10 protein-coding genes are annotated in these 14,079 nt (G+C 68.9%); 3 read left to right on the forward strand and 7 right to left on the reverse strand.

The features are described from left to right. Positions 1 to 48: 48 nt before the first annotated feature. The 6 genes from QX048_RS00430 to QX048_RS00455 are packed head-to-tail and all read right to left on the reverse strand — an operon-like array spanning position 49 to position 8,662. Positions 49 to 1,131, reverse strand: a complete 1,083-nt coding sequence (locus QX048_RS00430) for a M48 family metallopeptidase (protein WP_316172744.1) — start codon at positions 1,129 to 1,131, stop codon at positions 49 to 51. Beyond that, positions 1,132 to 2,322, reverse strand: a complete 1,191-nt coding sequence (locus QX048_RS00435) for a vWA domain-containing protein (RefSeq protein WP_315752196.1) — start codon at positions 2,320 to 2,322, stop codon at positions 1,132 to 1,134. Continuing rightward, entirely contained in the window at positions 2,319 to 4,700 is a 2,382-nt protein-coding gene (locus QX048_RS00440; protein WP_316200360.1) for a DUF5682 family protein, read from the reverse strand. The genes QX048_RS00435 and QX048_RS00440 overlap by 4 nt, the downstream gene beginning before the upstream one ends. 1 nt (position 4,701) lies before the next feature. Beyond that, complete coding sequence (locus QX048_RS00445; RefSeq protein ID WP_315825874.1) at positions 4,702 to 5,805, reverse strand: AAA family ATPase; 1,104 nt, start codon at positions 5,803 to 5,805, stop codon at positions 4,702 to 4,704. 29 nt (positions 5,806 to 5,834) lie between these two features. Then, positions 5,835 to 7,229, reverse strand: coding sequence for a DUF5691 domain-containing protein (locus QX048_RS00450; RefSeq protein ID WP_316200359.1), 1,395 nt, complete (start codon positions 7,227 to 7,229; stop codon positions 5,835 to 5,837). 2 nt (positions 7,230 to 7,231) lie between these two features. After that, complete coding sequence (locus QX048_RS00455; RefSeq protein ID WP_316200358.1) at positions 7,232 to 8,662, reverse strand: SWIM zinc finger family protein; 1,431 nt, start codon at positions 8,660 to 8,662, stop codon at positions 7,232 to 7,234. Positions 8,663 to 9,553: 891 nt separating this feature from the next. Between QX048_RS00455 and QX048_RS00460 the strand changes: the two genes are divergently transcribed. Further along, on the forward strand, positions 9,554 to 9,877 hold the full coding sequence (locus tag QX048_RS00460) for a hypothetical protein (RefSeq protein ID WP_315715405.1): 324 nt from the start codon (positions 9,554 to 9,556) through the stop codon (positions 9,875 to 9,877). A 102-nt stretch (positions 9,878 to 9,979) separates the two neighbouring features. Here QX048_RS00460 and QX048_RS00465 read toward each other — a convergent pair whose 3' ends face one another. Beyond that, the gene (locus QX048_RS00465) at positions 9,980 to 11,536 is read right to left on the reverse strand and encodes a glycosyltransferase family 39 protein (protein ID WP_316200357.1); all 1,557 of its coding nucleotides are present in this window, start codon (positions 11,534 to 11,536) and stop codon (positions 9,980 to 9,982) included. Between the two features lie 414 nt (positions 11,537 to 11,950). Here QX048_RS00465 and QX048_RS00470 point away from each other — a divergent pair, with 414 nt between their 5' ends. Continuing rightward, positions 11,951 to 12,622, forward strand: coding sequence for a response regulator transcription factor (locus tag QX048_RS00470; protein ID WP_315715407.1), 672 nt, complete (start codon positions 11,951 to 11,953; stop codon positions 12,620 to 12,622). After that, entirely contained in the window at positions 12,619 to 14,067 is a 1,449-nt protein-coding gene (locus QX048_RS00475; RefSeq protein WP_316167289.1) for a HAMP domain-containing sensor histidine kinase, read from the forward strand. Before QX048_RS00470 ends, QX048_RS00475 begins: the two co-directional genes overlap by 4 nt. Positions 14,068 to 14,079 lie beyond the last annotated feature (12 nt).

The raw sequence follows: 14,079 nt of genomic DNA on the forward strand, positions 1-14,079 counted from the left end.
CGCGCCGAGTTCCACGGGGGCAGGCGTCGCCGGCAGGCATGCTGAATATCAGCCTCCAAGACGGACCCGGATCTGTGCCAATTTGCGCCACTCGGCATCGAGCCCGGCCGACAGGTTGGGCGCGGCATGCGGTGAGAGCAGTCGCTCGATGGCCGGAGCCTCGATCGCATCGACCGCGGGGAGCGTGGCATAGCCGAGATTGGCAAGGCTCGCACGGAGCGGCGGGTGGGTCGAGTTCGGGTCCTCCATGGACTCCTCCTCGATCGTCTTGGCCGCAGCAGCGGTGAGCGCATCATGGTCGCGGATGTCGACGAGATGGGTCGACATGCGCTGCAGCGGCGTCGCCGGCAGGCTGATGGCGCCGAGCATGTCGGTCTCCAAGGGAGAGAACACCAGCTCGCGCAGTCGCGCCACGCCACCGGCGATCAGCACGAGCGATCGCGCCATCTCGGATGGTCCCAAAAGCGCGGCCGCGCGCCGGTCGGCGGCCAGCTCATTCTGACGTGAGAGTGCGAGATACTCCCTGTTGACCCATCCAAGCACGGCACGCAGCAGCCGTGCTGCAATCCGGCCGGTGATGGTGCGATCGGGGTTCGCATAATGCAGAACGTTCTCGCAGGCGCGCAGAAAGTCGAACAGATTGCCGGCCCCGGTGATGTGACGCAGCTCGGCATGGGCAACCTCGTGGGCGATGGTGGCGCGGATGGCCCGCTCGTCGAGGATCATCAGCAGCGGCAGTCCGACGGTCATCGTGACGTGCTGGCGGAAGATGCCGGCATAGCCGCGCGCTTCGCTGATCGACGCATTGAACTCGGCGTCGAACCGCAGCGTGCGCGCCGGCTTGGCGAAGGCTGGATCGAGCTCCTGCCAGATCCGCCAGAGCGCGGGCGCCATTGCTTCGTCCAGGACGTTGCTCCGCTCGCGCCGGGCCGGCACGAAAAGAATTCCGAGCGCCAGCGCGACGGCGGCCGCGACCACGCAGAACATGATGGGGGCGGTGATGAGCGCAACTCTCGTGTAGTCGTCCAGCGCGATCAGCCAGATGAACAGCAATCCGGCGGCCAGCGCGACGACCGGCAGAACAGCGTAGCGCCCGAGCAGCAGGATGCATGACAGAACGAGACGCTTCATTCACACGCCCGGTACGCCGTCCTCGGGCCGCACCAGCTTGATGTCCTGTGCTGCGGCCCACGACCAGATGTCCTGGCGCTTCAGCGCGGTTGCCATCAACTCCGGAAACTGATGCGGCGTGCAGGCGAACACCGGACAGCCGAGCGCGGCCAGGATCGCGGCGTGCTTGGCGTCGTAGGCCGGGCGGCCATCGTCGTTGAGCGCGAGCAGCACGATCAGGTTGACGCCCGACGAGACCAGCGCCTTGGCGCGGGCCAGCATCTGCTCGGCGATGCCGCCCTCGATGAGGTCGCTGATCAGCACCATGTGCGTGCGCGCCGGCTCGCGCACCAGGCGCTCGCAATAGGCCAGCGCCTGGTTGATGTCGGTGCCGCCGCCGAGCTGCACCGAGAACAGCACCTCGACCGGATCGGCCAGCTCCTCGGTGAGGTCGATGATGTTGGTGTCGAACACCACGAGCTTCATCGCGATCGCCGGGATCGAGGCCAGCACCGCGGCGAAGATCGAGGAGTAGACGACGGAGGTGCCCATCGAGCCCGACTGGTCGACGCACAGGATCACCTCCTCCAGATTGGTCCGGCGCGCGGCGCGCGCGTGCCCGATCAACGTCTCCGGCACGATGGTGCGATGCTCGGCCTGCCAGTGGCGCAGGTTCTTGCCGATCGTGCGCGGCCAGTCGATGTCGCCGGCGCGCGGTCGGCGGGTGCGGCGGCGGCGGTCGACCGCACCGCGGATCGTCTCGGTGGTGCGGGCATCGAGCTTTTCCATCAGCTCCTTGACGACCTTGGCGACGACTTGGCGCGCCGTCGACTTGGTCTTCTCCGGCATCACCGAGCGCAGCGCCATGAGGTCGGCGACGAGATGCACGTCGGCTTCGAGGGCTGCGAGAAACTCAGGCTGCAGCAGCATCTCCTTCAGGCCGAGCCGCTCGAACGCGTCCTTCTGGATCACCTGCACGACCGGTGCCGGAAAGAACTCCCTGATGTCGCCGAGCCAGCTCGCGACGCGCGGCGCCGAGCCGCCGAGACCGCCGCGTCGGCCGCCGCCGCGCTTGCCGCCGGAGCCGGCGTCATAGAGTCCGGCCAGTGCCGCATCGAGGCGCCGATCGCGATCGGACAGGCCGGCCTGGTCGTCGCCGCCAAGCACGAGGCGCCAGCGGCGGTTGCGCTCGGCATCAGCGTCGTCGCTCATCGATTGGCCTCCTTGATCGGCCGGTCGGCGCCGAGGATGGTCAGCAGCAAGGGCAGGGCCGCGTCGAAGCCGGCGGCGGTGGCCGGCAGCGGCGCGGGCGGCAGCAGCGGGCTGGCGTCGGAGGTGGAGCCGACGGCCAGCGGCCGCTGCCTGGCCAGTTCGTCCAGCAGGCGCCGCCGCTCGTTGCGGTCGAAGCTCGCGAAGGCACGGCGCATCACCGGCAGCAGGTTGTTGAACGCCTCGTCGTCGATCGCAGCCAGCCAGCCGTCGATGATCCGGCGCAGCATCTGGTCGTGCAGCAGCACCTGGCCGCTCTGGCCGAGAAACCCGTCGAGCCAGTCGCCGGCCTCCAGCGTCGGCACGCTGTGGGACAGCGCGCGCGACAGTGCCAGCGCGGTCTGCTCCGGTGACACGATGCCCTGATCGTACAGCACGCGGTTCGCCAGGCCCTTCAACAGCGGATGCGCCGCCGCATCGGCGGCGACGTGCAACAGCGCGCGGCTCCAGCCGTCGCGCAGGCCGCGATCCTCGATCAGTCCGATCGCGACGTCGAGCCGCGCCAGCCTGCCGCGGAGATCGGCGGCGACGTCGGCCTGCAGGCTGCGGCAGGCATAGACGAGGCCGGCACAGATCGCCTCGACGAGGCTGGTCACCAGCAGGCGCAGCGCCTCGGTCGGCAGCGCCCGTGCGGTGCCGTAGCGCAGGATTTCGGCGAGCGGCGGCACGGCCTCGGTGAGATCGGCAACATCGCTTGTCGCGACCGAGCGCTGCTGCAGCAGCGCGATCGTCGTCTCGGCCGCCTCGCTCAGACCCGCTTCGAGACAGCCGCGCACGATGGCCGCGACGGTGTTCAACGAGGTCGCCGCCTGTGCGTTGGTGACGGCGGCATTGTCCGCAGCCTGCGCGACGGTGGTGCCGTGCACCAGCGCCTCGACGAGACGCACTGAGAATTCCGGCTCCCAGCGCAGGCGCCAGTTCTCGCGAAAGGTGCCGCGGCTCTGTCCCGATCCCTGCAACCGTCCCCACGGCACCTGGATCAGGCCCAGCCGGTGCAGGAGCTGCGACTTGGCAAGCCCGGCCTCGCTGCGCAGGTCGAGCGCGATGTCGGTGTCGAGCGCCTCGGGCTTCAGCTTCAGCTTGCGCTGCCAGCGCGCGAGATCGGCGGCGAGCGGCATCTGCGGCACGCTGTCGTCGATCTCGCCGACACGTTGCCCGATGATGAGCTGCTGCTCGATCAGGCGGAACGGCGCCGTCTCGCCCTCGCAGAGCGTCGCAAGGCTCGCCTCGCGCATCTCGGCCAATCCCGGCAAAGCGACGTCGCGCAACGCGGCCAGCGTGATCGCGAGCCGGGACGCCTCGATGACAGATGCCGTCGATGCCGGCCGCCCGTTCCGCCGCAGCAGCTCCGCGACACGGGCCTGCCAGCGGGTCGTGAAGCCGGTGGCGTCGAGCGCGGCGGCCTGGCCGTGCTGCAGTCCCTGCCACAGATGCGCGTACCAGCCCGGCGAAATTACGCCGGCGCCATAGCCGGACGCGGCGGCGAGGCGCGTCTCCGTCCACGGCACCCAGGTGGCGGTGACCTTGACCTGCGGCAGCCCCTTCAGCAGCGCGCGATCGTCCTTCAGCGCCACTTTCCGCCGCAGCGCCGGCACGTGCCAGGCGCCGCAGATGACGGCGACGGCCCCGTCCTGCTCGCCGAGCGCCGCCGCGATTTCCAAGCGCATATGCGCTTCGCGGCGCAGCTCGCGCCGGGCTTCATCGGCAGGCTGGTAGGGCAGCGGATCGATCTTCTCGCGCAACGCCGCGATCGCGGCTTCCAGCGCGGCAAAGATCTCCGGCCCATGCGCCCCCTGTTCGACGATCGCATTCCACCAGGACTCGCTGTCGTCATAGCCGGCAAGGGTGGCGAGATAGGCCAGCGGATCGCGCCGGATCTGCGCCAGCTCAGGATCGACCGTGTCCGGCTCATCTGGCGCAGGCGCATCGGCGTCCTCCGGCGCGGCCTCGCTTTCATTGCCCTCCGGCTGCTTCGGCTTGGCCCGTTCGGCGAGGCGGTAGGACGCCGGCAGGTCGATGAAGCGGACCGGCCGTCCCCTCGCCAGCGCCCAGCGGATCGCCTGCCATTCGGGCGAGAACAGCGCGAACGGAAAGAAGCTCGCATTGGCGGCATCGTCCTGGGCGTGGACCAGCAGCGCGATCGGCGGCGCCATCGCGGGCGAGGCGGCGAACGCGATCAGCTCATCGGCATCCGGCGGCCCTTCGATCAGCACCACGGCCGGATCGGCCGCGTCCAGCGCTGATAGCACGGCGCGCGCCGATCCCGGCCCGTGATGCCGGATGCCGAGCAGATGCAGGCGATCGTGCTGCGGCGCGGCCATGTCAGATCACGTCGCGGATCGCGCCGTACAGATCGGCCCACGGCTTGCGCTCGCGCACCACCGTTTCGAGATATTCCTGCAGCACGACCTTGTCCTGCACCGGATCCTTGACGATGGCGCCGACGAGGTTCGCCGCCATGCTCTGCGCATCGATCACGCCGGAGCCGAAATGGCCGGCTTCCGCCCAGGCGCCGATGGTCACCGCGATGGCCTCCGCCGTCGACAGCGAGCCCGACGGCGACTTCAGCTTGAGCCGGCCGTCGAGCGTCTGGCCGTCGCGCAGCTCGCGGAACACCGTGACGATGCGCATGATCTCCTGGTCGGCCGGCGCGATCTTCGGCAGCTCGAGGCCGCCGCCGATTTCGCCGACGCGCTTGGTGACGATCCTCACCTCCTCATCGAGGTCGGCCGGCAGCGGCAGCACCACGACGTTGAAGCGCCGCTTCAGCGCCGAGGACAATTCGTTGACGCCCTTGTCGCGCGCATTCGCCGTCGCGATCATGTTGAAGCCGCGCCGGGCGTGAACGGCGTCGTTGATCTCCGCGATCGGCATCAGCTTCTCCGACAGCACCGTGATCAGCGTGTCCTGCACGTCCGACGGCATGCGGGTCAGCTCCTCGAAGCGTACGATCCGCCCCGCTTCCATCGCGCGCATCAAGGGCGTCGCCACCATGGCCTCGCGCGAGGGGCCCTTGGCTAGTAGCAGCGCGTAGTTCCAGCCGTAGCGGATCTGGTTCTCGTCGGTGCCGGCCGTGCATTGCACGATCAGCTCGGACGAGCCGGAGATCGCGGCGGCGAGATGTTCGGAGACCCACGACTTCGCCGTGCCGGGCACGCCGAGGATCAACAGCGCGCGGTCGGTCGCGAGCGTCGCCACCGCGGTCTCGATCAGCCGGCGGTTGCCGATATATTTCGGCGTGATCTCGACGCCCGATTTGGTGCGGCCGCCCATCAGATAGGTCACGACCGCCTGTGGCGACAGCCGCCATTGCGCCGGCCGCGCCCGCGTGTCCTCCTGCGCCAACGCCTCGAGCTCGTGGGCATGCAATGCTTCCGCGGAGCGGCGCAGCTGGCCGTCGCTTGGGCTCGCATCAGCGTTTGTCATGGGCGTGCTCCGGACTGTTTGATGGTGCGTTACGTCGGCAACGCGAGAACGAGGTCGGTGAAATCCTTGGCCGCGCGCGCGGTCGCGGGGGACAGCGGGGTGAGCGTGGCGACGAAGGCGGGCATCGTCGCGCGCGGCATCAGCGCAGCCATGAGCACCAGCCGGCCGTCGTCCTTCTGCGCCGCCGGCGTCGTCGCGTCGGCGAGGTCCTGAATCGCCTTCTGCCAGGCCGGCGATGCGAGCACGCGTTCGGCGACCTGCGGCGCGAGCGGCTGGCGGGCCTTCGCCGCCAAGGACATCAGCGCATATCCGTGCAGTGCGTCACCGCCGCAGAGGCGCGCGCCGATGATGCGCAGCACGGTGTCGTCATCGCCCTCGGCCGCGGCGGCATCCATCAGGAGCGTGAGCACGCGGTGCTCGGACGGCGGCAGTGAAGCGATCAGCGCCTCGGGCGGCGCGCCGACCGCCGTGGCGAGCGCGGTGAGCCGCAGCCCGCCGAACAGCCGCTCGCGCAACGCCTCGGCCTCCTGCCATTTCAGGCCGTCGGCCGGCAGCTTGAAGGTCACTGTCGACGCCGCGCCGAGGCCGATCTTGGCCAGCAACGAGCCCGCGCGCTGGAAGCACCGCGCGGCCTCGGTCAGCCGGGCGCCGTGCTCGGTGCGTTCGGCGATCCGGGTCAGGAGCTGTGCGGCGAGCTGCTTGACGCTGTCGGCGCGATCGGCGCTCAGGCTCTCCAGAAACGGCCGATCATCGGGGCCGAGGCCGACCATCAGTGCATCGAGCAGCGCAGCGCGGACCGGCGCGGGCTCGCTCTTCCAGACCGATTCGATCAGCGCGCGGCCGTCGGCGGGATTGTTGCGGCGCTGCTCCGCCACGAAGGCGCGGCGCTGCGTCTTCGGGAAGGTGGTCCAGTTCTCCATGGTGATGCGTTCGAAGAACAGGCCCTTGGTGGCATCGTCATCGGCGTCGGAGGCGATCAGCGCCAGATAAGCGCGCTCGGCGAGGCCTTGGTCCTCGGCATTGGCTTTGATGTGCGGCACGAAATCCGGCAGATCGAATGGATGCAGCCGGCAGCCGGCGGCCTGGATACGGCGCAGCGCGAGCGGCAAGGCGCTCGACGCCAGCGACTTCTCGACGCTGCGCGCCAATGCCTTGAGCGCGCGCCGCGCCGCCTCGGGCAGGATGGGCCGCGCGTCCTGGTGCAGCCGCAGGGCGGCATCCGCCATGGGATCGGCGACAGGCGCCGTCGCGCCGGCGAAGCGCTGCCATTGCGCGGCCAGCGCAAGGAGTGGCAGCGCGGGCTCGCGTCCGTGTGGCAACAGTTCGGCCAGCGCCGGCGGCGTCGTCAAGGGCTGCCGCGCCAGGCCAAGCAGGAAGGATTGGCGCAGGCGGGCATGGCTCTGGGGATCGATCGCGCTCGCCATCGTCAGCCCTCGTGATGCCAGCGGCCGAGCGCCGTTTCGGCGGCCAGCACCTGCGCAATGCGGCCGTCCCACAGACACAGCAGCGACAGGTCGTCGAGGCCGAGCAGCGGCGTCAGTTGGTCGAACTGGCCGCGCTCCACCGCGATCGCAGCTCCGGCCTCGTCGGCGATGACGAGCGCACCCTTTCCCGCGGTGTGAAGCGTGACGCCCGCGAGCAGCAGCGGCCAGCGATCGAGCCACGGCAGCGCGGCGAGCCGCGCCGTGTAGTCCTGCAGCGCTGGGGCAAGCCCCGGCGATGGCCGCGGCCAGGTCGCGGTCGCCGCCGTCTTGCGGCTCGCCAGCAGCCCGCGCAACGGCGCGGCCGACGGATAGAACACGACCTCGCCGTCGATGATCTCCCCCGGCGCGAACGGAAATCCGGCGCCGCCGCCGGACACCGGCACGAAATCGATCAGCACCGCGGCGCGCGGCTGGCCGGGGTCATCGCCCGTGTTGACGAGCCACGTCTCCAGCCTGCGCAGCTTGTCCGGCTGCACTTCGGACAGGTTGGCGGCAACGATCCACACGCTGCTCGCGCGCGGGGCCGTGGCGTCCGCCAGCAGCTCCTCGCGGCGCAGCGACCAGCCGACCGCGCGTCGGACATCCTCGCGCAGCGGTGCCGGCAGCCGGTCCTGATGCCGGTAGGCCGAGGCGATCAGGGACATGGTGCCGAGCTGCTCGATGGCGAGATCGGCGCGGCGATCCTCTCCGACGCGAAACAGTTCGGATGAGAGCTGGTCGAGCCGCGCAGCGAGGCCGCCGGCCTTGGCGTCGACCAGTCGCGTCGACAGCGTGCGCGCGGCGGACGCGGCGCGGGCGGCGAAATCGGCAAGCCCCTGGTTGAGCTGATCCGCGATCCAGCGCTCCAGCTCGTCGAGTCCGGCGAGGATCGCCGCCTCGCGCTCGGCCCTGATCCGCTCGCGCTGCGCCTCGGCGCGCGCGGCAGCCTTTGGGTCGGCGGGAGCAATCGTCGCGGCCTCTGCCAGGGCAGCATCGAGCGACGGTGGCGCGCCCGCATCGTCGCCCTCCGGCTTGGGCTTGCCCGGCGCGCGGCCGCTCGAGCCGCGCCGCCGCGCGCTCCAATCCTCGACCCATTGCGGCGGGTTGGTGGTCTCGAACCGCTCGGGCTTGTCGACCCGCTGCCACAGCACCGCCAGCACGTGCTTGCAGGGAAACTTGCGGCTCGGGCAGGTGCATTTGTAGCCGCTGCCGTCGGCCGCGGCGACCACGCGATACGGCGTCGCGCCGGAGCCCTGGCATTCGCCCCACAGCACCTCGGCATCGCTGCTCGCGGCCAGCATTGGCCAGTTGGCAGGCTTCACGAGCTTCAGCGCTGCGGCGAGTGAGGCCTGATCAGGCGCGAGCCCTTCGATTCGTTCGCGTGTCAGAGACACCCACTCTCCCAACCGGCTGATCGCGCGATGCCGCACTCCCTAGCAGATGGCGGCGGAGCCGCACAACAATTCCAGCGCGATGCCTGCTGATTTCGCTTCGCGTCGCGGGGGAAAGAAACTGAGCGATCTGCGAAACGCTCGTCGCGTCGCGTCGCGCGCACGCCGGCGGAACTGCGGAGTTTCCTGGGCGGGCATGAGGCGGGTGCGATATCTCCGACGCCGCGGTGAGCGCGCGCACCGGAAGCTCTGAAATCGCCGCCGCTCATACGGAACTACATCGCCGTTGCGCGGTCGGAACGTGAAGCACATCAGCGCGCTGTCGGGCCCGTTGTCTTCGATCACATCGAACCCCGCCGCTCGCGCGCGCTGTGTTCAGCACGGAGGCCATCAGCATGGCCGCCCTTGGAATTCTTCCCGGCCATGCACTGGTGAGATGCCCGGATCATCCGCGTCGTACTGTAATCCTGCGGTAAGGCCGTGACGCTAGCTTCAACGCGTCCTTGATCGAGGTCACGTCGGTTTGCCATCGACAGCGTGTCATGATGAGCCATTGCTCGCCGTCTCTCGATGTGGCGTTCGATCGGAAGGACATTGGAGCGCAGCCGCAGACCCGAAAGCCCGGCCTGATCAGGTCGGCTCCGTCCCACCTGCGGCACCTTCCATCATGATCTGGCGCCGCATGGCTTCGAACGTCGTCGGAGTCCAGTGAGCAGGCCGTTCGGTTTGTGTCCCAGCCCCACACGTCCGAACGGCCTGCCATGATGGAGCTCGGGGCGGTGCTCGCGCTCACATGTTCGTTGTGCATCTGCCATCCGCCGTCTGTAATGATGCGGTAAGCCGCAGCCACGAGGCTCTCGCAGCGACGGCCGAGCCGATCGCAAGGAGAACCCAATGAAACGAATTTGCGCGCTTATGATCATGGCCTCGACCATCGCAGGCACGATCGCCACGCCGGCCAACGCTGGCGGGAATCGCGGAGCGGCGGTCGCCGCCGGCGTCGTCGGAGGTCTGGCGATCGGAGCCCTGATCGGTTCGGCGGCAACCGCCCGTTCCGCGCCCACCTATGTCTACAGCTACGACGACTATCCGCCGCCGCGGGTCGTCTATCGTCGTCACCGCGTCTATGAGTACGACGCGGAATACGGCAACTATGGCGACGGCTATTTGTCCGGCTACCGGGACGGCTATTCCGACGGATCCTGGGACAACGACTGAGACCGCCGCCCGAGGACAAGGTCCCGCCAATACGGGACCTTGTCCTTGGTCCGAATGTTCGGATCCGCTGACGAGGCTGCCGCGTCCGGCGTTGCCTCATTCCTATGGTTCCTTCGGCCGCGTCACCAGGAATGCCACCACCGTTCGTGTGCATCCTGTCCAGCCGAGCAGCCGCGCCTGCACCGCGAACTCGCGCTTGACGTAGGTGCCGGATCGGGCGGCCGCCGCTTCCGCGGCGCCGATGCAATCCGCCTGGTCGCGGAAGCACAGCGAAATCCAGCCTTCGCTGCCAGAGTCCGCACCGGTCTTGTGGATCGAGACGGGCAGACCGTAAGCGGGATGATCAGCGCTGTAGAAGGCAGTTGCGAGCGCGAGACTCTCGGTGCCGCCGACATGCTCGAGCGGCTTCCCCGTCAACTCCCTCCATTGGCGCGTCGCTTCCCGCGCGGTCTGCTGGTAGAAGGTACGGCCTTCCTCATAGCCGTGCCTGTTGCGGTAGAAGGCGTGGAGCGGCGCCGCGACGATCGCAGCCAGGACGGCGATCCCGGCCGTCAGCACCGCGATGTTGACGGTGTGGAAGCGCGCGATCGGATAGCCTGCGCCGCAGACAACCACCACGACGAACAGGAACAGTCCCTGCAGTGCCCATAGCGACGGCAGGTCGGTACCCATGATCAGCGCGTTGATGACGGGCAGACCGACCGTGCCGATGGCGATATAGGACAACAGCCGGAGGCCGCCGTTCAGCGCGGCCATCTCCGTGGTGAAAGACCTGATCCTGGCGCCGGCGACGATCAGCCAGGTCACGGCGGGCACGGCCATCGCGGCCGCGAGCCCCAAGAGGAAAAACAGGGCATCCCGCGACGACGTCGCCAGGGTGGAGCGCGCGTGCATCAGCGCGTGCTGGATGGGCGCTGCGTCGTGTCCGACGAGCCAGTCGAGATGCATCGACAGCGCGGCGAGGCCTGCGGCCGTGGAGATCCATGGCGACGCCGAGGTGAAATAGGCGCGTCGCTGCGGATGCGCCATGGCGGCGAATGCGAAGCTCATCACCAGAAAGATCGAGTAGTACTTGCCGAGCAGCGCGAGCGCGGCCGTCAGGCCGGCGGCCGCCGCCCAGGGCATCGTTCGCGTTTCGAACGCGCGCAGGAAGCAGTAGGTGGCGAGCGGCCACGTCGCCAATTGCACCGAGTTCGCGTTGAAGCGCTGCGCGTGAAACTGATAGGCCGGCGTCAGCATCAGCAGCAGCAGCACGATCACCCGCTTGTCCCCGACGACGAAGCGGCGCGAAATCAGGTCGACGAACCACAGCGCCAGCGCCGCATTGGTCATCGCCATCAGGTGGAACGACCAGTCGGAAAGAGGGAAGACGGCGGTCCAGGCGCCGGCGATCCAGCCCATCAGTGGCGGATGCTTGTCGTAGCCCCAGGCGAACTGCCGTCCGAATGTCCAGGTCTCGATCACGTCGGGATGCAGGCCGGCGCCGGCATAGGCGATCGAGAGATAGGCCGTCCACACGGCCACGAAGCACACCAGCAGCAGCGGCACGGCCCAGCCGGCCTCGATGCCGTCGAGCCAGCGCAGGAACGGACGGCGCCAGGCCGCCGGATGACAGTCCGACCGTTCGGCGACGGTCGAGAACGCAAAGCCATGGAACATGTCGGTGTTGATCAATGATGAGGCGACGGATGTGACGCGCGATCGGCAGCCGCGGCCGACAAAGAATGGCGGATCGCCCGGTATGTCCGGTCGATCATGCGGCAGGCTTCATGCGGGCGAATCCTCGGCGCGTATTTGAATGCCAGTCTAGGCCGAGACGATTACGAAAGGCTGACGTCGAAAATCGTATCATCGCGGCATGGCACGTCATACCACCGCAATCGCGCCGGCCGAGAAGTCGTTCGGCTTGCAACTGAGATATCGCGATGGAGGCTCGATCAGCCCTGGCAGATCGGGTCGACTTCGATTGAGCGCTGAAAAAAACAACGGTATCAAAATGCCGCCGACGTAATCCTATTGTAATCCGTCTGTAATGATAGGAACAGCCGATTGTCGATGTTGCGGGAGGATGGCGTGCGCGTTCTGGTCGTTGAGGACGATCCCCAGCTCGGGCTCTGGCTGCGGGATGCACTCGCGACGGCGTTCGGCTCGTCGGACATCGTCACGACGCTCGACGAGGCGCGGGCGGCGATCGCGGTGCGCAATTTCGAGCTCGTGGTGATTGACCGCGGACTACCGGACGGCGACGGGCTGGCGCTATTGCCGGACCTGCGGCAGCAGAAGCCGAGCCCCGCGACCGTGGTGCTGACGGCGCTCGACGATCCCGCCGACATCGCGCGTGCGCTCGACGAGGGCGCGGACGACTACGTCGCCAAGCCGTTCGAGCCGATCGAGCTGGTGGCACGAGCGAGGGCGGTGCTGCGCCGGCTGTTTCTCGACCGCGGCGCGATGGTCTCGATCGCCAATCTGGGCTTCGACATCGTCAATCGCGCGGTCTGCGTCGACCAGGCGCCGATCGTGGTGCCCAGGCGCGAACTGGCGATCCTCGAGGCGCTGGTTCGCCGCAGCGGGCGGGTGGTGCTGCGCGAGACGTTGGAGACCGCGGCCTACGGCTTCGAGGACGAGATCCAGTCGAACGCGATCGAGGCCCATGTGTCGCGGCTGCGCCGCCGCCTGCGCGAAGCCAATTGCAGGGCGACGATCAGGCCGGTGCGCGGCCTCGGCTATCTCCTGAGCGGCGAGTGACGCAGGTGAGGTGGCAGAAGCTCAGCCGTATCCGCCGCTCCATCACGCTGCTCTCCGCGACGCTGATTGCGGTCGTTACCACCATCATGCTGATCTGCGCCGCTGCCTTGCTGATCCGCTTCGGCGGCGACGATGACGGCACGTGGGGTGCGGCCGACGTTGCCGACGCGCTGAAGGAGGCCGTGGCTCGGGATGCTGGCGGCCAATTGCTCGTGAAGCAGACGCCCCGCCTCGACACGATCATGCAGGACTTCCCGACGTTCTGGTACGTCGTCTCCGACAAGAGCGGCGAGGTGAGCTACGGGCCGATTCCGAAATGGCGGCCGCACAAGGGTCCGTCGTCGCAGAACGGCACCAGCTTCCTGGCCTATGCGATCGACGGCGAGACCCGGCGCCTGAAACGGATGATGGCGGTCCGCAATACGCCGGTCGGCGAGGTCTTGATCGAGACCGGCGGCGTCGCCTACACGTCGACGCAGCTGATGACGGGCACCTTGACCGACGCGACCATCGTCGCGCTTCCGATCATCCTGGTCCTGGTCGCGACGGTGCTGGCGGCGCTGTTGTTCGTGCCGACGCTGATCGCCCGCCCGGTGCGTGCGGTCGCACGCGCGGCCGAGATGATCGACGGCGTGCCCGACGGCCGAAGGCTGCCCGAGCGGGACGCGCCGGCCGAATTGCTGCCGCTGGTCACCGCCTTCAACCGCGCCTTGTCGCGCATCGACCACGCCGCCGAGGCGCAGCGCAACTTCCTGTCCAATGCCGCCCACGAGCTGCGGACCCCGCTGACCAACGCCCGCACCATGCTGGAGGCGGTGCCGGATGCCGGCCTGCGCGCCAAACTGGTCGGCGAGAACCAGAAGCTGTCGTCGATCGTCACCATGCTGCTGCAACTGGCGCGGATTTCGCTGGAGCCGGACGAGCTGGGCGAGATCGACCTGGTCGCGTTGGCGCGGCGCGTCACCGCCGAGCATGTGCCGATGGCGCTGCACTCCGGGCTCGAGATCGGCTTCGCCGGCTGCGATGCGCCGGTCCGGATCCGCGGCTCGGAGCCGGCGATCGCGGTCGCGCTCTCCAACCTGATCAGGAATGCGGTCGCGCATGCCGGCGCGGGCGGTCCGATCCTCGTCGAGGTCGACGCCGCGGCGCGCCTGCGCGTGATCGATTCGGGGCCCGGCCTGCAATCCGATCAGCCCGAACGCCTGCTGCAGCCGTTCGAGCGCGGCCACGCCCGCGGCGAAGGCATGGGGCTCGGGCTTTCGATCGTGTCGCAGGTCATGGCGACGCATCAGGGCCGCGTCGCGCTGCGCGAGACGCCGGGCGGCGGCACCACGGTCGAGCTCAGCTTCGCGCGCGCCGCGCCTTCGCAAGGCGACGCTGCGGATGCGACATTGCCGGCCGTCCGGCGCACGGCCGAGCAGGCGGGATCGCCGCCGCGCGCTTGATGCCGGGACGTC

It is taken from the genome of Bradyrhizobium sp. SZCCHNS30572, assembly GCF_032484415.1.
Taxonomy (GTDB): Bacteria; Pseudomonadota; Alphaproteobacteria; order Rhizobiales; family Xanthobacteraceae; genus Bradyrhizobium.

Bases quoted from the DNA above. Each gene is read 5' to 3' on its own strand.
- QX048_RS00445 (WP_315825874.1), bottom strand. From the start codon at position 5,805: ATGACAAACGCTGATGCGAGCCCAAGCGACGGCCAGCTGCGCCGCTCC.
- QX048_RS00460 (WP_315715405.1), top strand. From the start codon at position 9,554: ATGAAACGAATTTGCGCGCTTATGATCATGGCCTCGACCATCGCAGGC.
- QX048_RS00435 (WP_315752196.1), bottom strand. From the start codon at position 2,322: ATGAGCGACGACGCTGATGCCGAGCGCAACCGCCGCTGGCGCCTCGTG.
- QX048_RS00440 (WP_316200360.1), bottom strand. From the start codon at position 4,700: ATGGCCGCGCCGCAGCACGATCGCCTGCATCTGCTCGGCATCCGGCAT.
- QX048_RS00450 (WP_316200359.1), bottom strand. From the start codon at position 7,229: ATGGCGAGCGCGATCGATCCCCAGAGCCATGCCCGCCTGCGCCAATCC.
- QX048_RS00465 (WP_316200357.1), bottom strand. From the start codon at position 11,536: ATGTTCCATGGCTTTGCGTTCTCGACCGTCGCCGAACGGTCGGACTGT.
- QX048_RS00430 (WP_316172744.1), bottom strand. From the start codon at position 1,131: ATGAAGCGTCTCGTTCTGTCATGCATCCTGCTGCTCGGGCGCTACGCT.